Source organism: Chitinophaga sp. sic0106, assembly GCF_019219075.1.
In the GTDB taxonomy this organism is placed as follows: domain Bacteria; phylum Bacteroidota; class Bacteroidia; order Chitinophagales; family Chitinophagaceae; genus Chitinophaga.
Window position 1 is genome coordinate 20,333 of sequence record NZ_JAHUWJ010000002.1, and the last position, 18,959, is coordinate 39,291.

General features: G+C 44.1%; 23 protein-coding genes and 4 tRNA genes. 23 read left to right on the forward strand and 4 right to left on the reverse strand.

Features of this window, described 5'->3' with window-relative positions:
* Positions 1-2: 2 nt before the first annotated feature.
* The 15 genes from KW844_RS02945 to KW844_RS03015 all read left to right on the forward strand — a co-directional run bounded on the left by KW844_RS02945 (position 3) and on the right by KW844_RS03015 (position 10,643).
* Complete coding sequence (locus KW844_RS02945; RefSeq protein ID WP_218375225.1) at positions 3-878, forward strand: phage tail protein; 876 nt, start codon at positions 3-5, stop codon at positions 876-878.
* Positions 875-1,090, forward strand: a complete 216-nt coding sequence (locus KW844_RS29370) for a tail protein X (RefSeq protein WP_218375226.1) — start codon at positions 875-877, stop codon at positions 1,088-1,090. The genes KW844_RS02945 and KW844_RS29370 overlap by 4 nt, the downstream gene beginning before the upstream one ends.
* A 3-nt stretch (positions 1,091-1,093) precedes the next feature.
* A complete protein-coding gene (locus KW844_RS02955) occupies positions 1,094-2,116 on the forward strand; it encodes a phage late control D family protein (RefSeq protein WP_218375227.1) in 1,023 nt (340 codons plus the stop codon).
* On the forward strand, positions 2,116-2,775 hold the full coding sequence (locus tag KW844_RS02960) for a phage baseplate assembly protein V (protein WP_218375228.1): 660 nt from the start codon (positions 2,116-2,118) through the stop codon (positions 2,773-2,775). The genes KW844_RS02955 and KW844_RS02960 overlap by 1 nt, the downstream gene beginning before the upstream one ends.
* 79 nt (positions 2,776-2,854) lie before the next feature.
* Entirely contained in the window at positions 2,855-3,790 is a 936-nt protein-coding gene (locus KW844_RS02965) for a GPW/gp25 family protein (RefSeq protein ID WP_218375229.1), read from the forward strand.
* Positions 3,791-4,900, forward strand: coding sequence for a baseplate J/gp47 family protein (locus tag KW844_RS02970; protein WP_218375230.1), 1,110 nt, complete (start codon positions 3,791-3,793; stop codon positions 4,898-4,900). It abuts the gene before it with no gap.
* A complete protein-coding gene (locus KW844_RS02975; protein ID WP_218375231.1) occupies positions 4,893-5,534 on the forward strand; it encodes a phage tail protein in 642 nt (213 codons plus the stop codon). The genes KW844_RS02970 and KW844_RS02975 overlap by 8 nt, the downstream gene beginning before the upstream one ends.
* An 11-nt stretch (positions 5,535-5,545) precedes the next feature.
* A complete protein-coding gene (locus tag KW844_RS02980) occupies positions 5,546-5,890 on the forward strand; it encodes a hypothetical protein (RefSeq protein WP_218375232.1) in 345 nt (114 codons plus the stop codon).
* 2 nt (positions 5,891-5,892) lie between these two features.
* Positions 5,893-6,885 (forward strand): hypothetical protein, encoded by a 993-nt coding sequence (locus tag KW844_RS02985; RefSeq protein ID WP_218375233.1) that lies wholly within the window; start codon positions 5,893-5,895, stop codon positions 6,883-6,885.
* Positions 6,886-6,887: 2 nt separating this feature from the next.
* Complete coding sequence (locus KW844_RS02990) at positions 6,888-7,550, forward strand: hypothetical protein (protein WP_218375234.1); 663 nt, start codon at positions 6,888-6,890, stop codon at positions 7,548-7,550.
* Positions 7,551-7,557: 7 nt separating this feature from the next.
* The gene (locus tag KW844_RS02995; RefSeq protein WP_218375235.1) at positions 7,558-7,734 is read left to right on the forward strand and encodes a hypothetical protein; all 177 of its coding nucleotides are present in this window, start codon (positions 7,558-7,560) and stop codon (positions 7,732-7,734) included.
* Between the two features lie 31 nt (positions 7,735-7,765).
* On the forward strand, positions 7,766-7,951 hold the full coding sequence (locus tag KW844_RS03000) for a hypothetical protein (protein WP_218375236.1): 186 nt from the start codon (positions 7,766-7,768) through the stop codon (positions 7,949-7,951).
* 57 nt (positions 7,952-8,008) lie between these two features.
* Entirely contained in the window at positions 8,009-9,199 is a 1,191-nt protein-coding gene (locus KW844_RS03005) for an RNA polymerase sigma factor (RefSeq protein ID WP_218375237.1), read from the forward strand.
* Positions 9,200-9,230: 31 nt separating this feature from the next.
* Complete coding sequence (locus tag KW844_RS03010; protein ID WP_218375238.1) at positions 9,231-9,791, forward strand: hypothetical protein; 561 nt, start codon at positions 9,231-9,233, stop codon at positions 9,789-9,791.
* Positions 9,792-9,842: 51 nt separating this feature from the next.
* On the forward strand, positions 9,843-10,643 hold the full coding sequence (locus KW844_RS03015; RefSeq protein ID WP_218375239.1) for a DNA adenine methylase: 801 nt from the start codon (positions 9,843-9,845) through the stop codon (positions 10,641-10,643).
* Positions 10,644-10,681: 38 nt separating this feature from the next.
* On the opposite strand, the gene KW844_RS03020 is transcribed toward KW844_RS03015, so the two are convergent.
* Positions 10,682-10,969: a helix-turn-helix domain-containing protein gene (locus KW844_RS03020; RefSeq protein ID WP_218375240.1), complete on the reverse strand. Its 288-nt coding sequence runs from the start codon at positions 10,967-10,969 to the stop codon at positions 10,682-10,684.
* A gap of 531 nt (positions 10,970-11,500) precedes the next feature.
* Between KW844_RS03020 and KW844_RS03025 the strand changes: the two genes are divergently transcribed.
* Positions 11,501-12,214 (forward strand): HAMP domain-containing sensor histidine kinase, encoded by a 714-nt coding sequence (locus tag KW844_RS03025; protein ID WP_218375241.1) that lies wholly within the window; start codon positions 11,501-11,503, stop codon positions 12,212-12,214.
* Positions 12,215-12,293: 79 nt separating this feature from the next.
* Here KW844_RS03025 and KW844_RS03030 read toward each other — a convergent pair whose 3' ends face one another.
* From KW844_RS03030 to KW844_RS03040, 3 genes are all read right to left on the reverse strand, one after another.
* Positions 12,294-13,499: a site-specific integrase gene (locus tag KW844_RS03030; protein ID WP_218375242.1), complete on the reverse strand. Its 1,206-nt coding sequence runs from the start codon at positions 13,497-13,499 to the stop codon at positions 12,294-12,296.
* A 90-nt stretch (positions 13,500-13,589) separates the two neighbouring features.
* Positions 13,590-13,673 (reverse strand) — tRNA-Leu (locus KW844_RS03035).
* A 92-nt stretch (positions 13,674-13,765) separates the two neighbouring features.
* Positions 13,766-14,914, reverse strand: a complete 1,149-nt coding sequence (locus tag KW844_RS03040) for a HAMP domain-containing sensor histidine kinase (RefSeq protein WP_218375243.1) — start codon at positions 14,912-14,914, stop codon at positions 13,766-13,768.
* Between the two features lie 120 nt (positions 14,915-15,034).
* Here KW844_RS03040 and KW844_RS03045 point away from each other — a divergent pair, with 120 nt between their 5' ends.
* The 7 genes from KW844_RS03045 to KW844_RS03075 all read left to right on the forward strand — a co-directional run bounded on the left by KW844_RS03045 (position 15,035) and on the right by KW844_RS03075 (position 18,882).
* Positions 15,035-16,081: a glycosyltransferase family 2 protein gene (locus KW844_RS03045; RefSeq protein WP_218375244.1), complete on the forward strand. Its 1,047-nt coding sequence runs from the start codon at positions 15,035-15,037 to the stop codon at positions 16,079-16,081.
* A 57-nt stretch (positions 16,082-16,138) separates the two neighbouring features.
* Positions 16,139-16,351, forward strand: coding sequence for a hypothetical protein (locus KW844_RS03050; RefSeq protein WP_218375245.1), 213 nt, complete (start codon positions 16,139-16,141; stop codon positions 16,349-16,351).
* Positions 16,352-16,517: 166 nt separating this feature from the next.
* Positions 16,518-17,747 carry a PepSY domain-containing protein gene (locus tag KW844_RS03055; protein ID WP_218375246.1) on the forward strand — a complete coding sequence of 410 codons (1,230 nt, stop codon included), beginning with the start codon at positions 16,518-16,520 and terminating at the stop codon, positions 17,745-17,747.
* A 216-nt stretch (positions 17,748-17,963) separates the two neighbouring features.
* Positions 17,964-18,039: transfer RNA gene (locus KW844_RS03060), tRNA-Gly, on the forward strand.
* A 48-nt stretch (positions 18,040-18,087) separates the two neighbouring features.
* Positions 18,088-18,163 (forward strand) — tRNA-Gly (locus KW844_RS03065).
* A 48-nt stretch (positions 18,164-18,211) separates the two neighbouring features.
* Positions 18,212-18,284: transfer RNA gene (locus KW844_RS03070), tRNA-Gly, on the forward strand.
* A 304-nt stretch (positions 18,285-18,588) separates the two neighbouring features.
* Positions 18,589-18,882 (forward strand): GNAT family N-acetyltransferase, encoded by a 294-nt coding sequence (locus tag KW844_RS03075; RefSeq protein ID WP_073087363.1) that lies wholly within the window; start codon positions 18,589-18,591, stop codon positions 18,880-18,882.
* Positions 18,883-18,959 lie beyond the last annotated feature (77 nt).

Consider the following 18,959-nt stretch of genomic DNA (forward strand, 5'->3'; position numbering starts at 1 on the left):
CTATGTACGCACAATTAGGCACTACCATATTCGATGGCGCAAAAAGTTTTGTCTCGTTTTCTGAAGATGAGGAGGCTATTATCGTAGAACATGCTTTGATAGGTCGAAAGGCCAGGTTACAGGGTACTGCCATTGGGCTGCGGAACATTTCCATCACGCTTTTTCTACATCAGGAATTTTGCAAGGTAAAAGATGAAATAGCAAGGCTCCGAACGGCTAAAAATAGCTTTGAGATATTATCCCTACTTTGGGGTAATGGTGTTGTAGAAGGGGAATTTGTGATTACCACAATGAACATTGGTGTTGCTCAAAGCGATAGTATTGGCAACATGGTATCTGCCAATGTAAATATGAGCTTAAAGGAAAGCCATCGTGAAAATAAGCTGGAACAGGATCAACAGGCAGCCCAGAATAATGCGTTTGCTGTTGGTGATAAGAAGCCCCCCACTAAAAGCAATCGCGTAAACCCTACACCTTGTAGTAAACAGGTGAGTGATATTATGACTATCATTAAGGCTAATGCCGGCGCCGTGGATACTGAATGTAAAGCATACACGAATACCTCTGCAAATAACTTTAAGCTAAAGTCGCATATCTCTATTATCCAAACTCAGGCCAATAAGCTGATAACTGCATCTCTTACCGCTTCCAGTTGTGTTAATGGGGTGCCTGGTGTAAATGCAGCTGCTACCTCAGTCCGGGATAAAGCGGCCGCATTATTGCATGATATTCAGTTAAACCAGACGATATATCCTCATTTGGTATTGCCTCCAACTATGCCGGCGTTAAAGGGGCATAATACAGAGCTACAATCAGCGGTGCGTACATTGGTGTCATCAACCAGTCCCATTGTTAAAAATTCAATAGTGAAAAAATGAATACCGAGTACGTTACAAAACCGGGTGATCGCTGGGATCTAATAAGCTATAAGGCATATGGGACAGTGGAAAAGATGGGTGATGTTGTCCGTGCCAACCCTGCTATACCCATAGATTCCATTTTGCCGGAGGGGTTGCTGTTGGTGATTCCTCTTATTCCTGCCTCCATAGTGCAAACTGACAAAGAACTTCTCCCCCCTTGGAAACAATAGGCTATGATATTACCAGTAGTCGACTATACGATAATATACAATGCAAAGGATATCAGCCGAGATATATCAGGCCAAATATTGAATATCCAATACACTGATAAAATCTCTGGAGAGAGTGACAGCCTGGAGATATCCCTGGAAGATTCAGATCTTCTTTGGCAAAATTCATGGTACCCAGTCAAAGGGGACACTGTGCAGTTGGTGATCCGGTTAGATAGTCGGCAACTTGATTGTGGTATGTTTGAGGTAGACGAGCTGGCATCTTCTGGCAGCATTGACGGTGATAGGTTTATTATACGAGCATTAGCTGCAAGTATATCTAAAAAGCTACGTACAAAGAATAGCCACGCTCATGAAGACAAAACCCTGCGGGAGATAGCCAATACAATCGCAGCCAAACTGGGACTTACTCTTGTGGGTAAGGTTCCTGATATTCGTATACATCGTGTAAATCAGTACCGGGAAAGTGATTTATCCTTCTTAGGGCGTATTGGGAAGGATTATGGGTGTATATTTTCAGTTCGTGGGAATCAGTTGATATTTACTCATTACCTGGATCTGGAAGCCCGGAATGCATCCCTTATATTATCAAAGCAACAGCTTATTTCGTATGATCTAAGAGATACAACGAACAAGACCTTTAAGAACTCCAAGGTGCGTCACCACGATCCCTATAAAAAGCAAACGGTTTCTTATTTCTCGAAGGCTGATGACAACGCTCCTTCACAATCAGCGGATGATCTCGAAATAAGGTCCAGAGTGGAGAATGAACAACAGGCGGAAGCAAAAGGGAAGTACGCCCTTTTTAAATCCAATACTGAAGGGGTCGGAGGTGATATTGTCCTTCCGGGGGAGTTATTGTTTGTAAGCGGAAATAATTTCCAGCTGAATGGGGTTGGGCGGATGAGTGGTATTTACCACATCCTGGAATCTACGCATACTATTAACCGGGATGGTGGGTATCAAACAGCGGGCAACATCAAGCGGGTAAAGACTATTGATTCTGTAAATTTTAAAACGAAGTGATGGGCAATCTGAAATACGGAGTTGTGAGCGATGTAAAACCGGGGTTTGCGAAGGTGTATTTTGCGGAAGATGATTTTGTGACTGATTGGTGGCCGGTAATTGCTGTGACGACTCTAAAAGATAAGTCCAGCTGGCCATTGAATGTGCAGGAACATGTTGTATGTATGTGCGATGAACATTGTGATGTAGGTGTAATATTGGGCTGTATACATAGCGAGGTAGACCCTGTTGATGCTGGTGCTGCTCCTGGTAAATTCCGTAAAGTGTTTGAAGATGGAACGGTGATCGAGTATGATAAGCAAGCGCACCTCCTTACAGCTGATGTAAAGGGAAGTGTTAATGTTGTTTCAACGCAGGAAATAGTAGCAACTTCACAAACAACCCTAAAGGCGAAAGCCTTAGTGCGGGCGAGCATTGAGGCTCCCGATATTCAGCTAAAAGGAAATGTAACGGTTGTTGGTCAGCTCACTGCTGCCGGTATCTCCGCAGCTCCGATGGCCGGGGTCCCAGGTACCGGTAAAATCACAGCGCAGGCAGACATTGAAACTACCGGAGAAATTAAGGCTGCAGACGTGAAAGCAGGAGCAATATCATTGCTCTCCCATAAGCATTCCGGCGTACAAACCGGTACCGGCAGCTCTGGTACTCCTATACCGTAACATCGCCTAAAACTTGCCTAAAACTTGACTATAAATAAGGCCGTTTTTCATACAGATTTGTGGAGGATAATTGACCGTATTGGCAACACTTTCACAAATAAAATCTCCTGTCTGGTCATATAGTATATATGGCGGAGGCGCAGTAGCTGAAGGGCTGGCTGCGATCAGACAGTGTATTGATATAATTATCCGAACCACAAAGGGGACAGACCCGCTCCGCCCGGAATTTGGTAGTGATGTTTACAAATATCATGATGCCCCGGCTAATATTGCCATTCCTAATATCAAGCGGGCAATACTCAATGCCATTGCTACCTGGGAAACCAGGGTCGTAATCACTTACATACGTCATATACTGGATGTCTCTCACCTCACGTTTGAAATTGGTTACAGGCTTGTGGATGATACGCTTAATGATGCAATTACGATATCATTGGGCAACGGGGGAATAGTTACCGGTGTGACGAAAAACAGACTTATCCTACAGGGTTACATACCGCCAAATCCATCAAATTTTCAGTACCAGATACAATGCATACTCAACTCAACTGCTATACTGCCATCTCCGCCTGTTGACGGTTTTGTTGATGTATACGAAATGTATACATGGGTTAAGGAGAACTGGGCAAACTATGGTCAATGGTATCTGACAGCAGACAGTATTGTAGGATATATCAATCCAGATTACACCACCGGCAGTTTGTCAATTAGTCTTTTAACTAAAAGTCGTTTTGTTGCTGGAATACCTGGCCTGCCAATAGGATATAAATATGCCGTCAATATTACCGTTGACGGTACGCTATACTCCAGTAGTGTTGATTTATTTACTCCTGACCAGGTTCGGCAATGGGCACAGGAAAATATCGGCTTTTTAGGTTTTTGGCAAGTAGTTACCAACCCTGGGAGCTTCAACGATGATTTCAGTGAAGATTTTGAATTGTACCTACAGCTGCTGGTTATTTATACGAGCCAGGCGGAGTCGGTACTGATTGATATTTCAACAATACCTCAATAAATGGCAGACAACTTTCCCGAAATATTTGAAGAAGGTGTACAACCTAAGCTACAGAGGATACAGAAAAGATTGGAGGACAATCTGGGGCGGGCTCTTGCGCCGGCGGATGTTGAGATGCTAATAGCGAATGCCGTTGCATATGAAGCGCAGCTTATCTGTATTGCAGGTAACCAGGCTGTAAAGCAAAGTTTGGTACCTACATCTACAGGGGCAATGTTGGAATATCTGGGCGAGCTAGTTGGCGTTAAAAGACTACCTGCAAGTGGTGCTGAGTGTACTATTCGCTTTAATCTGATCAATGGTCATAACGGAGTGCAGATTCCTGATGCAGTTAGAGTTCAGAGTATAGACGGGAACGCGATATTTATCACTACAGGTGCAGTTGATGCCCCTATTGGAACAACGACAGTTGATGTTGTTGCGGTATGTCAGACTCCCGGTGTAATTGGGAATAATTACGATCCAGGGAAAATCAGTATTATCCTGGACCCGCAGGCGTTTGTAACCACAGCCGCAAATATTGATGCTACCAGCGGCGGTGCCGATGCAGAGGATGATGATCAACTCCGTGAGCGTATTTCCCTTGCGCCCAGTAGCTTCAGTGTTGCCGGTCCTAAAGGTGCGTACAAATTCTGGGCAAAATCTGCCCATCCTACTATTGTCGATGTGGCTGTGATAACCACCGCACCTGGAGAGATAACCCTTTACCCCCTATGTGATGGAGGTACATTACCATCTACGGAGATACTGGGAGCAGTTCTTTCCGTTTGCTCTGATGAGAAAGTTCGCCCGCAGAATGATACAGTTTTGTCAGCTGCACCAACTGTTACGAGTTACAACATCAATGCGGAGGTAACAACTTATACCGGCGCGATAAACTCGGAGGTCCTTGATCAGATAAATTCAAATCTCAATACTTATAAGCAGGAACGTAATAACCGGCTTGGCATGGATGTCATAAAGGCGCAAATCAGTGCGCTGTGCATGATTAAGGATAAGGTATATACAGTAAACATAGTGTCGCCATCGGCCGATATTATTGCCGATGATAAAACCTATACTAAGTGTACTGGTATTTCTGTAACAATAACAGGCAGCAATAATGGGTAGTGTTGTGATGGCTGATAGTATTGCTCATCTCCCAGAGTTCGCGGGGTGGTATCGGGCGATTAAAGAGAGCCTCGGCGAGATTGCTTTAGCGGATGCTCTGGTTTATATCGTTGATGATATTGACCCTCGTTTGCTACCGTTTTTAGCTGAACAGTTTGATGTATTGGGATATAAAGGATTTAGGATGGCCCAAACAGACAGCGACAGACGGGAGGTGATTAAACGTGCTATCGAGCTGCATCGGTACAAAGGAACCGAATGGGCTATAAAAGAAGCGCTGAAAAGTATTGGCTTCTCAGATATTGAATTAAAAAGGGGATATGACCACTGGGCAAAGTTCGGTATTAAAATAACCAACAGTAGCCTACAGCTTACCGCTGATTCATTCAATGACATTATTCAAATGGTAAATGAATATAAACGGGCTGCATGTGTGCTGGTAGACGTGTCTATTGATGTCGTTGTCGACGATACACTAACTGTAAGCAATGACGATGCGGTCGTTTTACCAGCTACCATTGTTGAAGACGATTTATCACTTACTGGTACCCTCATGTACGATGGGGATGGAAAGTATGATGGAGAGTTTGATCATAGTGGAGATAGTGATATTGTAATTATAACACCATTGTAAATTTTTTAAACATGCTTTTACTGGCTGGAAGAACAAACGTACAAAAATTGCTCAGTGGGGACGCTGCCGGAAAGAAAATTGCGAAGATTATCGTTGGTACCAACAGTACTCCTGTTTCAGAGAGCGATACGACTATAACGAATCCTTTCTCAAAAGCAGTGGGTACTGTTGACTACTTATCGTCCGGATATGTTCAGTTCAATATAACCCTGGATGCTGGTGATCCCGCCATGTTGATTCAGGAGGTTGGTCTGCTGAGCGATGATAATGTTTTGTGCTACAGGAAAGTCATACCTCCTGTCAATAAAGTTGCAGGTGCAACTTACTCTGTTTCCTTCAGGATTAAAGTGCAGTAACTATGATTCAATACACCCCACAGGATTCCTTTACGGACTCCGATATATACGATTTGACTGACCTGGTAATCGGTGGAACAAATGGAGTAAGTAATACTCCTATAAAGGCATTGCTGGACCGGACACAATACCTGTACAATCGTTTAGGCAGGTACGATAGTGTAAAGACAGTTACGGGGGCCTACTCCTACGACATTGAGGCGGATGCCAGAAGCCTGTTTGTAGTGTCATTGACTGATAACAGCGTTTTTACACTGCCAGATCCTTCGGCGCTTCCAGCTGGCACACCAATATCACTACGCACCAGGTACTCAGCGATCAAAGCACTTACCGTCCAATGCTCTGCAGGGCAGATTGTAGGAGATGATGGTGTTGCCGTGAGCCTGATGTATATGCATACAGGAGAACGTTTACGCCTCGTTGCAAACGGCAGTATATGGGAGGTTGATCTGGCAGACGGTAATTTCTATACTGCTGGTGAAAGTTTTGGTGGTAGAAAGCAGATGCTGAACACGGCTGTGTTGAATGGATCAACATATAATCGTGCTGACATGCCGCGCCTTACGTCCTTTGGTCTTTCATTAACTACCGGGCAGGGGATTGTTGATGATATTACCTGGTTTAGTAATCCAGGTGGCGTACCATATTATCGGGGACTTTTCAGTACGGGTAACGGTACGACTACAATGCGGCTTCCGGATGAACGTGCGATGTTTGATCGGTACTTGGACATGGGTAGGGGATTGGATAATGATCGCTTTCCAAATGCACCTGGCGGATATGCTGCTGACCTGATTAAATCACATACTCTGACAGTTGAGAATATGTCGCGCCGTGGATATCCTAAACAATCCGGAGATCGGTATGGTACCCAGAACAACTATTTCATTGACAAAGATCAGGATAACTGGTATAAGCCCCTGGAGGTTCGCTATGACGGTGGTGGCGAGACGCGGCCAAAGAGTATCGGTAAGATTCCTTTAATACGTTATTAAACATGAAGCTGAAATTATTGATCATAGGGTTATTCTTGGGATACTGCAGCGCTGCATCTGCACAGATTACTGATACTTCTATTTTGCGTAGTTACATCAATGCAAACATAGTGCCCAATAGCACCCGGTCGATTACCGCCACTCAGCTTAGTATCAGCTTAAACGGTTTATTGAATGTGTTGGGTAGATATAAAGTTGATTCAATCTGGGTTAATACAAGTGGAGACACCCTAAATTATAGAAGGGGGCTGAACGTATACAGGATAAAAATCGGTGGTGCCAGTGCGACACATGCTATAGATTCAGTGATATATGATACTGCCAACGAAAAGCTCTCTTTCAGATATACTACAGGTGAGTATTTACATCTTTCAATCAAGAAGCCTGCCGTTGCGCCCGTTCAGCCAATTGTGTTCATCTGTTCTTACGGGAATGACGGTCTGTCTGTTGATGGAATGAATTACGTGAACCCCCTACTGATTGGCGCCGCAGTACAGTCAGTACGCATTGAGGCCGATGAACTCATCCGGGTGAAGAACTTAGGAGATAGTCCAGATTGGGATGAGTGGGATTTTGATCCATTAACTGGAACCATTTATTTCGGTTCCCCTTTACCTACTTCTCCCAGCTATGCAATACGCATAACAATTACTTACTTAAAATGAAATAACCATGAAGCAATTAATCTTGGGTAAATCCCCTATTACAAGTATTCTCGGCTACGTTGCTGCCGGTATTATGATCATCCAGACAAGTCTGGACTCTGGTGAAACCAATTGGTTGAATATTGCTGTTGCTGTTGCCCTGGGATTACTTGGAAGGAAAGCAGGGGACTCTTCAAAAAGATAAGTACCTCGTTTAACCATTTCCAATAATAACCATGAAAAAAGTCCTTTTAGGAAACTCTTCAATCACCTCAGTTATCGGTTACCTGGTTGCAGGTCTGGTCGTCCTCGATGATATGCTGAAGGCCGGAGAAACAAGCTGGCTACGTATTGCGGTAGCTGTCGCAATTGCAATACTGGGTCGCGTATCTGCCGATTCTGGCAAGGTGAAAGGGTCTTGATCGACAACCGGAGAGCCCGTAAGCCCTCCTTTTTAAAGAATAAATAAATGATTGATTATGGAAGCCTTGGCATTGATGAATAGCGACACGAAAGGGCACGCTGCGCTGTCAACGGAAGGGGGGGGCATTGTGTATACTCCGCAGGAAGAGAGGTTGTTCAATGAGATCGTATTGAAGCGCCGAAGCCTCATGTATTACATTATACATAGTAAGAAATGGATCAAGGAGCACGAAAAGGATGATTATTATCAGGAGGCTGTGATCTACCTGTGGCAGCATTTTCACCAGATTGTTCGTGAACATAGAAATTATCCACTGGAAGCGTGGGTGGCAAGGAATACCAGGTGGGCTCTATGGCATCACAAAAAAAGAAATTTCAAGCACGATACTCGTAATGAGTACCGTGATGATTTGATAGGGGAAGATATGGAGGACATTCCGCACGATGAAGGTAGATACCTATCTCTTTATAAAGCCATTGACGATTTGCCCCACGATTCATGGAAGGAGGTAGTAAGATTGGTAATGTCAGGGTGTAATTTGGCAGCAATTGAGCGGCAGCAGAATGGGCCTCGCAGGCTTCAAGGGACCATGACCAGGGTGAGGCAGTATATCAGAAAGAATGGCGGTAAGTATTTCGATGACATAGATGTTCTGCTGCAGCAGCGGGCGTCTGTGTTGGCAAACAGAAAAGTAGTAATATCTAACGGTCGCGCGATTGAAATGAGAAGTATGGATGGTGTGCTTATCAAAACTTACGATACTATTTCAGATACGGACGGTGACGGCTTTAATTCTGCAGCCGTTGGCCTGGTATGTAGGGGGCAGAAGGTTCATCATAGGGGGTATCGATGGAATTACGTGGGAGAAACTGATCCTGCTGTCCTTTGTAAAACGAAGTCACGTCCTGTTATAAATACAAAGAAAGTATTGCAATTCGACCTGTCGGGGAACTATATCAAGACCTGGGATTCAGTAAATGCGACTGAGTCTGATGGTTTCGTTCCTTATAGTGTTCGTTTTTGTGTCATAGGCCGCACGAAATCCCATCGGGGATTTGTTTTTAAATATGCAGACGAAGGTCCAGCTGAGGAATTTGTCGTTCAGGAGACGGAGGCCGGAGTCCTCGTAAGGGAATGGTCGATAAAAGATCTGCAGCAATCAGATTTTGACGTTGAAGGAGTCCGGCGGTGTATACGAGGTCGCTCGAAAACCCATGCAGGATTCGTTTGGCGTAGAGCCTCATAGTATGGAAAGTCTTCGTAAAAGAGATTTAATAATGAGTAATAAAGAGCTTTTATATTCCTGTAACATCACTCCTGTAGTTTCATTGGCCGTTGATGCAGTAATTCAAAAGATAATCAAAAATAAGGGCCAGTACTCAGCAGTTGAGGCAGTAACTGGTGTGCCCTGGTGGTGGATCGGAATTATACATTTATTGGAATGTGGTGGTCGATTCGATCTGCATCTTCATAATGGTGATCCTTTAACCAATAAAACAGTGCGGGCGCCTAAAGGGCGACCTGTTGTCGGAGCGCCGCCGTTCACCTGGGTAGATAGCGCTATTGATGCAATGCAGTTACAGAGCCTTGATAAAGAGTCATTACGTGGCGGTACTCATTGGTCCTTGGATTATGCGCTTGAAAAAATGGAGCGCTATAACGGCCTCGGATATAGAATGCGCGGCGTTCCTTCTCCATACCTGTGGGCTGGATCGCAGCATTATAAGGCAGGTAAATTTACTACTGATGGTCGATATGATCCCAAAGCCATAAGTAAGCAGCTGGGTGGCGCCGTTGTCCTATCCAGGATGATATCGAGCAACCTGGTTAAGGTTTAGAATGATTTGATTTCTGACTATGAAGGGGGAATAAGCATAAAACCCTAAAATATGTCAAAGAGTAGATTAAAGACCCCCATTAGCTACTATGGTGGAAAACAAAAGTTAAGTAGCATTATTGTATCGTTAATTCCAGAGCATACGCTTTATTGTGAGCCATTTGTAGGAGGAGCGGCTGTTTTCTTCGCGAAGCCACCAAGTGAAGTGGAGGTGATCAACGATACTAACCGAGAAATGGTGAATTTTTATCGTGTGGTCCAGCGGGACTTTGTTTCCCTGGAAAAAGAAATCAGAATAACGTTGCATAGCCGGGATGCACATCGTAATGCTTCGGTTATCTATGCTTATCCTGAATTGTTTTCGGATTTAAAAAGAGCCTGGGCCGTTTGGGCGTTGTGTACCCAATCGTTTGCTGCCAAAATAGATAGTCCATTTGGATATGATAAATCTGGTAATACTACAACCAAGAAGGTTACGAATAAAAGAGAATCGTTTACAGAAGACCTTGCAATCCGCCTGCAGAATGTCCAGTTAGAATGTTCAGATGCGCTATATGTTATCCATAGCAGGGACACTGCTGGTAGCTTCTTTTATTGCGATCCTCCGTATTACAATTCGGACATGGGACACTATGATGGCTATTCAATTGATGACTATGAAGCACTACTAAAAACGCTTGCCAATATCCAGGGTAAATTTTTACTTTCTTCCTATCCCAGTGATTTACTGAAGCAATATACCTCCGCCAATGGATGGTATACGCGGGTATTTGAGCAAGGGGTAAGCATTAATGCCAAATCGGGCTATTTAAAACGTAAATGGGAGGTTTTAACAGCAAATTTTCCAATTTGAAAAATTGGGAAAACTCACGCCATTTTATGGCAATTCAATTAACCCTTTGCGATCGGCTTTTTGATGATTTCAAGGTGTTTATATTTCAGAGCAATATCCCGCCCCAGCTTTACTGTTGGCACTTTGTGGTCTTTAATTCTCCTGTATATCGTTTGTTTGCTGCAGGACCACATTTTTGCTATATCGGTTACCGTAATTTCCTCATTGGGATCTTGTTTAACGGCAATAAATTTGGCTATAGCCGAAGTCACTGCGGACTCAATAGCGGTGTTTAATATTTTTTGAAATTCACTTAGTGATAGGCTGCTAATTTGTATTGTCTCCATGATTGTAGTGATTAGTAGTAAAAGCATAAAGACCTGGCGCGTTATTGCGCCAGGTCTTTATTATTAAAAGGGAAATAAGCCCTGTCTATTTCTTTTTGGTCCTTCGGTTTTTCTCAAACGACGTTAAGGCCAGCTCAATGACTAATCGAGGATCGCATTGTATTAAATCCGCCAACCGGATAAGATCCTGAAGTACAAACTTCTCACTGTGATTTATTTTGACCGAAAAGGCATAGTAATTCAACCCTATATCTTTTCTGATCACAGTTTTAGGTAAAATATCAAAAAGTTCGTCAAAGGTTTTTATGTTCCCTGATTCTAAAAGTGCTTTAACGGCATGATATCTTTTGTCTTTTACCATTCAAATTTACTGTTCCTCAAATCTAACTCAGAGTAACACATATGCAATAAAAAAGTAATTAAATGTCACTTTAAAAGTGATTAATGATTACTTTTTGATAATATTTTGCTATATTCATGACAATGTAACCCTGAATCACTCAATCACACGTCCGTTTAAACAGAATTGTTATGACGACACAAGCTGAATATCTCAATAGACCGTCTGCATTAAGTACTGAAGGTGAAGATCTTCTAAAAAGCATCACATTTATTAGGACCTGGTGCCATGACATTGGCAATTATTTAGGCATGATGCGCAACCTTATTGACCTTGTAAATGATGTTAAGCCAGAACAACTTGCTGAAATTTCAGGTATGCTCAGCACGACATGCCGTATGATGGAAGATATACACGAAAACATCAAGGAATACACACGAGGTGCTACAGGAATTAACTTCCAACAGGTTAAAATATCTGAAATCATAATGGACCTTATCCAAATTTATAATGGTATGGCCAGTTCACACGGAGTAACTCTGATAGCCGATATTCAGTCGGAAGGTATTCCTTTAATTATGGCAGATCGGCTAAAACTGAATCAAACACTTTCTAATCTCATTTCCAATGCAATAAAATTCTCAAGGGCAGGGGCAGATGTATTGATTGAGGTAATATGTGGAACAGAGTTGATGATATCGGTAAAGGATTTCGGCATTGGTATTCCCACGGAAAAGCTGGTTGATGTTTTCAAGCCATACACAAGGCTAAATAAGGATTATCCTGGCACTGGGTTGGGGCTGGCCAACTGCAAGAGATTCATGGATGAAATGGGTGGAAAATTAACGGTTATTAGTAAGTCCGGGGAGGGGTCAACCTTTACAGTCACAATCCCCGTTGTTTGAATTGCGGCACAAAAGACTAATGTATAGGGCAGGAGTAGTGGATAAAACAGATAGCCCTGCTATTTAACAGGGCTATCCTTTAAAAATCAATTGTTTCAAATTCAGGATTATCCTGTTGGTTTAGACTGCGCATATATATCTGAAAATTTTTAAGTGACTTATGCCCAGTCTGTTTCATGGCCCCGGAGATGCTTGCGCCCCGCCTGAGTGCCTCATCCACCCCCGTGTGTTTGAATACGTAAGGGGTATGGTGCTCTGAAAGCCGGAGCGGCTTACGTACCTTTTCTCTAAACATTGTGGTAATGCTATCCCGTTTGATGTATGGGCGCGGGCTTGGCTGGGGGCCACCTCCCTTTTTGTAAATACCAAAAACATAGTAATCCTCCAGTTTTACCTTCGGGTAGGTTTTGCTGTAGCGGTCATAGATCACCTGCAGGTTCTTCCTGAGTTCCCTCAAATGCTTCCTTAGTGCCGGCGGCAATACGATGGTTCGCTGGGTATCATTTTTTGCAATATCTGGTGGGAGGTTTATACGGTAGCGCTCAAAATCTATGTGCTTAATTTTGATCCTCAACAGTTCCAGCGGTCGCATGAAGGTATAGTAAATGTAATCGCAGAAAACGCCTAATTCGGGGTATTTACGCATCGTGAAGTTCCTAACAAGCCTTATTTGCGGTGGCGTGAATATCGTGGCGCTACCGGTGTTTTTCTTCTGGTTTTTGGTATCCGCAAAAGGATTTTGGCTGATGATTTTCCGCTCTTTGATCATGTCGAATAAAGAGAACGGCATCTGCCGGAAAGAATTAAAGTAAGAACCGGTGTGCCCCGCTTTCGAGCAGTGATCCAAATACTCGTAGGCATGTCTGGTTAGAAACTCGGATACTGGCAGATGACCGTAAGAGCTTTTATTGAGCCATGCCATCCAGTGTTGATATTTATACACGTAGGTCCTTACACTGTCTTTTTCCAGGGTAGGCGTTTTTAATTCCCACATTTCCGTGTGGAGTTCCAGGACGGTTTTAGGTTGCCCCTGTATTTCATTTTCCCAGGGGTTCCAACCGCCTTTTAATAGTTCATGCAATTCCGAGGCCAGCGCCTTTGCCTCGCGGCGGCGATCTTCCAGTGTGCTAAAATAGTTGATTCCTTTTTTGTAGCGGAACTGCTTACGTTTGCCAGTGAGCGGTCCGGGGCCGGGGTGGGTATGTCTAAAATGAACAAACCACTGTTCAGAAAGATCTGAACAGTGGTCGAAAATCTTCGGTTTCGTAAATCCTGCTTTTGACATGTTCAATTGATTTTTGGTTACCTTTTCTGTTACCTTTTTTCAATTGACGCTCCGCAAAGTCGCCGCAGTATTAACTATCCCAAATAGTTGTGCGAAGGAGGAGATTCGAACTCCCAAGCCCTTTCAGGCACTACCACCTCAAAGTAGCGCGTCTACCAATTTCGCCACCTTCGCGTTTTTTGTGTGGCATCTGTGTGAGATGGGATGCAAAAGTAAGCGCTTTTTTGAAATGAGCAAATTTATTTATTCATTTTTTCAAAAAAGTTTCATTTCCGCAGTATGATTCTGAAGGTAGTACCCTTATTCAGTTCGGAATTTTTTACGCTGAGTTTACCTTTGTGATAGTCCTCAATAATACGTTTGGCAAGGGATAGGCCAAGGCCCCAGCCTCTTTTTTTGGTAGAAAATCCTGGCCTGAAAATTTTATCAAGGTTCATTTTTGCAATGCCTTTTCCGGTATCTGCAATGTCGACGGTGACTACCGAGGGATGATTTTCGATGGTAATATCGATGTTACCTTTTCCTTCCATGGCGTCGAGTGCGTTCTTCAGCAGGTTCTCTATCACCCAGTCAAACAGCGGCGCAGAAATCATTACCGGCAGTTCAGTTTCGGCAGTGTGTACACCGATCTGAATTTTTTGAGGCGCACGGCGGCGGATGTACGCGGCCATATCTTCTATCTGGCGAATGATATCTCTTTGCTCCAATTTGGGCACGCTGCCGATTTTCGAGAAGCGGTCGGTAATGAGTTTGAGCCGGTCTACATCTTTGGTCAGCTCATTCACAAAAGGAACGTTGGCCTCGTTTTCCCGGAGTATTTCCAGCCAGGCCTCTATGGACGACAACGGAGTGCCCAGCTGATGGGCCGTTTCCTTGGCCAGCCCTACCCATACCAGGTTTTGGGTGGCGCGATTGGTAGAAGATAAGCCGAATAATACCGCACCAATAAACAGTGCTACCACCAGCAATTGTATGTAGGGATAGTATTTGATCTGTTTAAGAATGAGGGAGTCGCCGTAGTACACGTAGTTATATACTTTATTTTTCGCGTCGATTTCTATGATGAATGGCGGATGCTGTTTCTTGAATGACAGTAGTTGTTCCTGCAGCAGGGTAGGGTTTTGGGAGATTTTTGTGGTATCGAGGTTACGACTGTCCACTATATTTCCGGCAGCATCGGTTTGGATAAGCGGGATGGTGGTATTGGTAGTAACAATTTCTGTGGCCAGGTTCAGGTTGGCGTCGGAGCCGGACTTGAGTAGTTCCCGGTAGGCTTCTACCCAGGTGGCTACCTTTTTTCTTTCTTCGTCCTGAATTTTGGCCGACAGGTTACTTACAAACCAGATGGTAGCTGCAATAATGGCTACGGCAATGGTTACCAGGACAAATTTCCAGCCGATAAACTGTTTAAACATACTCCTAATTTAAGGTATAATCCGCTTCACTGATTCTTAAAACGTTGGCAAATATTAAAATCCTTTGTTGCATATTTGCATCTCTTAAAACCTATTTTTCACGCATAAACGTATTAACAGTTGTCTGTATTGCCATCAGTAGCCGTTGTAATTCTAAACTGGAACGGGAAGAAATTCCTGGAGCAGTTCTTACCGTCTGTCTGCCAGTCTACCTACGGTAATCTGCAGCTGATTATGTCCGACAATGCGTCTGCCGACGACAGCGTGGCTTACGTGGAGCAGCATTATCCCCAGGTGCGGGTGATCCGCAACCCGCATAACAATGGGTTTGCAGGCGGTTATAATGAGGCGCTTCAACACGTGGAGGCAGATATATATGTACTGCTGAACCAGGATGTGGAAGTGGAGGCCGGCTGGATTGAGCCGGTGATAGCCATGATGCAGCAGGACCCGAAAATTGCAGCCTGTCAGCCTAAACTGCGTTCCTGGCACAACCGGGATGAATTTGAATACGCCGGTGCTGCCGGCGGCTGGATGGATATCCTCGGCTATACGTTTTGCCGGGGCAGGATACTATATACCACAGAAAAAGACCTGGGTCAGTATGATGATCCGCAGGATATTTTCTGGGCTACCGGGGCAGCACTGTTTATCCGGTCGCACTGTTTCCATGAGGCGGGTGGCTTTGATGCCGATTTTTTTGCCCACATGGAAGAGGTGGATCTCTGCTGGCGGCTGAAACGCCTGGGCTACCGGATCTGTTATTGTCCGGAGTCGGTGGTGTATCACGTAGGTGGTGGTAGCTTACCACAAGGTAATCCCCGCAAGCTCTACCTGAATTTCCGGAATAACCTGATGATGCTCTGGAAAAACCTGCATAGCGAGGACCGGTGGATTGTATTATCCCAGCGATTTTTCCTGGATATCCTGGCCGCGATGAAGAGCCTGGCAGCAGGCAAGCCAAAGGATATGAAAGCCATCTTCAAGGCTTATATCGATTACCGCCGGTGGAGGCGGCATTATAAGCATGATCCGCAACTGCCCGATGTGAAGTTAATGACGCTGAGTGGCGTTTTTCACGGGATTATGATATGGAGATATTACTTCCTCCAGCATAAGAAATTCTCGGAGCTGAAACACGAAAAAGCCCGGAAAGTGGTTTTTTAAAATTTACTTTGATTATTTGTCTGGTTAATGTAAGTTTGCATCGGAAATAAACTGAATATGGAACACAATACAGTAGAAAACACAGTAGAGAATAAGAACGATATCACCGTAGATAAGGTATCTACCAGCCGATTCATCTTTTATGTGCAATTGTTTTGTTTGATGGCATTTATGCTGGGTGGTTGCTACAATCTCTACAAACACAAGTATAAAGGTAAGCCTGAAGTAGCTGTTCCAGAAAGTACACTGTACAATCCAAAATATAAATAAGCGATCAGCTTCAACATAACTATCAAAAAAGCCTTCCGGATTTCTGGAAGGCTTTTTATTTTCCGCATGCCGTAAATGGTTTTCCCGATTTGATCAGCGGAAGCCTCCAAAAAGTCTGAATTTTGTATAGTTGGCTGATACGTAGCGGCCGGCGTGGTCAAATCTTATGTTCAGAAGGAAGGGAAAAAAACAGGACAAGCGCGGAAAATCTGGTTTCCGCAAGATAGTAGACTGGCTGCATTTGTGGCTGGGGCTGTTTTCTGGTATTATTATCGTCATTATCTCCATCACCGGTTGCCTCTTTGTATTCCAAAAGGAAATTAATGAGATGGTGTATCACAAACAGATATTTGTTGCACCTGCTCAAACGGCTACCTTGCCTGTTACCCAGCTCAGGGCTACTGCACAGGCCTATTTAGGGGCCGATAAGCCTATCAATTTTATGACGGCATACGCCGCACCCGACAAAGCCTGGGAATTCATGGCTTACAAATACAATGATACCGGACTCACTTATTTCGATATATGTGAATATTCTGAAACTGTGTACGTAAACCCGTACACCGGTGCTGTTACCGGTGCGGTGGATTATAAGCACAATTTCTTCTACATTGTTAAGTTCATGCATTGGAGTTTGCTGCTCAATGATAAAATCGGGCAGCCGATCATTGGCTGGAGCACTTTTATCTTCGTGATCCTGCTAATTACCGGCCTGATCATGTGGTGGCCTAAAAAGTGGACAAAGGCTACGCGCGAACAGAGCTTTAAAGTAAAATGGAAAGCCAGCTGGAAACGCGTGAATTACGACCTGCATAATGTCCTGGGCTTCTATGCCCTGGTGATTGCGCTGGTATTGGCGCTTACAGGAATGGTATGGTCCTTTTCCTGGTTCCAGGCTACCGTATATGTAGTGGCTTCGGGTACTACCACACCACCCGACAGAAGCAGCAAAACTTCAGCCGTGGCAACGGAAGGGGTGAACAAGCTGCAGGTGCTGGACAAGTCCTTTGATGACGCACGCCGTATATTGCCTGATATGAAACGGTATGCCATATACGCAGCTGCTGATCCAACAGGCGTGAACAGCATCTCTGGTTATAAGCGATCAGAAACCTATTACGGGGCCGATGTGCTGCAATTTGACCAGTATACAGGCAAGTTGCTGCAAAGAAGAAATGATACGCATAAGAATGCGGGAGAGCGTTTGATTGAAATGAACTATGATATCCACGTGGGTGCTATTGGTGGCATCTGGGGGAAAATCATTGCGTTTGTGGTGAGTCTGATCTGTGGATCACTGCCAGTGACGGGCTTCTACGTGTGGTGGAATAAGAAAAAGAAAACAAAGAAAAAGATCGTTTTGACTAATCATTCGACGGAAATTACATCTTTGTAAATAAAAATAAATAAAATAATTTATAGGCTGAAATGCTTAGTAGTAAGTGGTTTCAGCCTTTTTTAAACAATTGTGGTTGCCGAAAAATCTGAAAAAAGTTGAAAAGAAATTTTGTGATTTAACTTCGTTTCCTATCTTTGCAATCCCAACGAAAAAAGGACACTACCTGAAACAGTAACAACAGGTTACGATTGTTGGAAAGATCTTAACAGTTATGCGGAAGTAGCTCATTTGGTAGAGCACGACCTTGCCAAGGTCGGGGTGGCCGGTTCGAGCCCGGTCTTCCGCTCCAGTCTGTATTTGTCTAAAGGACAGGTATTAAATTGACATCATTGCCTCTGCGGAAGTAGCTCATTTGGTAGAGCACGACCTTGCCAAGGTCGGGGTGGCCGGTTCGAGCCCGGTCTTCCGCTCCAGTCTGTATCTGTCTAAAGGGCAGGTACTTATTATTAACATATTCCCTTGCGGAAGTAGCTCATTTGGTAGAGCACGACCTTGCCAAGGTCGGGGTGGCCGGTTCGAGCCCGGTCTTCCGCTCAAAGCCTGATCAGGATTACTGATCAGGCTTTTTTTATGCGATTTGGTTGGGTTTCGGGACCGTAGTCCCAATCCCTCCCCAGGCAGCGGACACCGAAGGGTGGCCGCTGCCTGGGCAAACAGGCGGGAAGTTTACCACGGTTATTCCGCTAAAATTTCGTATCTTTGCACTCGGAAATAAGCCAGGGTATGTCCATACCAGCTAACCAGTCTTCAACTATCTTATTTATCTACCTCCTTTTTTGGACAATACTTTCCCTTATTTACCTGAAAAGGTAACAAGTACGATTTAACAAAAATTATCATGAAGGATTTTAAGATTATCGACAACAAGGAAGCCAGACAATTTGAGGCGCATATCAGCGGTCAACTGGCGAAAGTGATTTATGAAAGAAACGGTAGCCGTATTTTCCTTACCGGCGCAGAAGTGCCTCCAACACTGGAAAAACAGGGTGTAACAGCCATGTTGTTAGGAAAGGTAATGGAAGAGATTCAGGCGCAGAACGTTAGAATGGTGCCTACCAGTAAAAAGGTAGCAGAATATGTACGTAGTAATCCTCGTTGGAAGTCTTTACTGGCCCACGGTTTACACATCTAATTACATAGCGGAAGGCTATCAACTATTGGCAGTTAGGGAGATGTTTTGATGTTTAACAGAATGGCGCAAGGAGAGCA

Coding starts and splice junctions, on each gene's coding strand:
- KW844_RS03025 (WP_218375241.1), top strand. CDS start 11,501: ATGACGACACAAGCTGAATATCTCAATAGACCGTCTGCATTAAGTACT.
- KW844_RS03075 (WP_073087363.1), top strand. CDS start 18,589: ATGAAGGATTTTAAGATTATCGACAACAAGGAAGCCAGACAATTTGAG.
- KW844_RS02995 (WP_218375235.1), top strand. CDS start 7,558: ATGAAGCAATTAATCTTGGGTAAATCCCCTATTACAAGTATTCTCGGC.
- KW844_RS03055 (WP_218375246.1), top strand. CDS start 16,518: ATGTTCAGAAGGAAGGGAAAAAAACAGGACAAGCGCGGAAAATCTGGT.
- KW844_RS02945 (WP_218375225.1), top strand. CDS start 3: ATGTACGCACAATTAGGCACTACCATATTCGATGGCGCAAAAAGTTTT.
- KW844_RS02960 (WP_218375228.1), top strand. CDS start 2,116: ATGGGCAATCTGAAATACGGAGTTGTGAGCGATGTAAAACCGGGGTTT.
- KW844_RS03020 (WP_218375240.1), bottom strand. CDS start 10,969: ATGGAGACAATACAAATTAGCAGCCTATCACTAAGTGAATTTCAAAAA.
- KW844_RS29370 (WP_218375226.1), top strand. CDS start 875: ATGAATACCGAGTACGTTACAAAACCGGGTGATCGCTGGGATCTAATA.
- KW844_RS02970 (WP_218375230.1), top strand. CDS start 3,791: ATGGCAGACAACTTTCCCGAAATATTTGAAGAAGGTGTACAACCTAAG.
- KW844_RS03050 (WP_218375245.1), top strand. CDS start 16,139: ATGGAACACAATACAGTAGAAAACACAGTAGAGAATAAGAACGATATC.
- KW844_RS03030 (WP_218375242.1), bottom strand. CDS start 13,499: ATGTCAAAAGCAGGATTTACGAAACCGAAGATTTTCGACCACTGTTCA.
- KW844_RS02975 (WP_218375231.1), top strand. CDS start 4,893: ATGGGTAGTGTTGTGATGGCTGATAGTATTGCTCATCTCCCAGAGTTC.
- KW844_RS03010 (WP_218375238.1), top strand. CDS start 9,231: ATGAGTAATAAAGAGCTTTTATATTCCTGTAACATCACTCCTGTAGTT.
- KW844_RS02955 (WP_218375227.1), top strand. CDS start 1,094: ATGATATTACCAGTAGTCGACTATACGATAATATACAATGCAAAGGAT.
- KW844_RS02980 (WP_218375232.1), top strand. CDS start 5,546: ATGCTTTTACTGGCTGGAAGAACAAACGTACAAAAATTGCTCAGTGGG.
- KW844_RS03005 (WP_218375237.1), top strand. CDS start 8,009: ATGGAAGCCTTGGCATTGATGAATAGCGACACGAAAGGGCACGCTGCG.
- KW844_RS02990 (WP_218375234.1), top strand. CDS start 6,888: ATGAAGCTGAAATTATTGATCATAGGGTTATTCTTGGGATACTGCAGC.
- KW844_RS03015 (WP_218375239.1), top strand. CDS start 9,843: ATGTCAAAGAGTAGATTAAAGACCCCCATTAGCTACTATGGTGGAAAA.
- KW844_RS03040 (WP_218375243.1), bottom strand. CDS start 14,914: ATGTTTAAACAGTTTATCGGCTGGAAATTTGTCCTGGTAACCATTGCC.
- KW844_RS02985 (WP_218375233.1), top strand. CDS start 5,893: ATGATTCAATACACCCCACAGGATTCCTTTACGGACTCCGATATATAC.
- KW844_RS03000 (WP_218375236.1), top strand. CDS start 7,766: ATGAAAAAAGTCCTTTTAGGAAACTCTTCAATCACCTCAGTTATCGGT.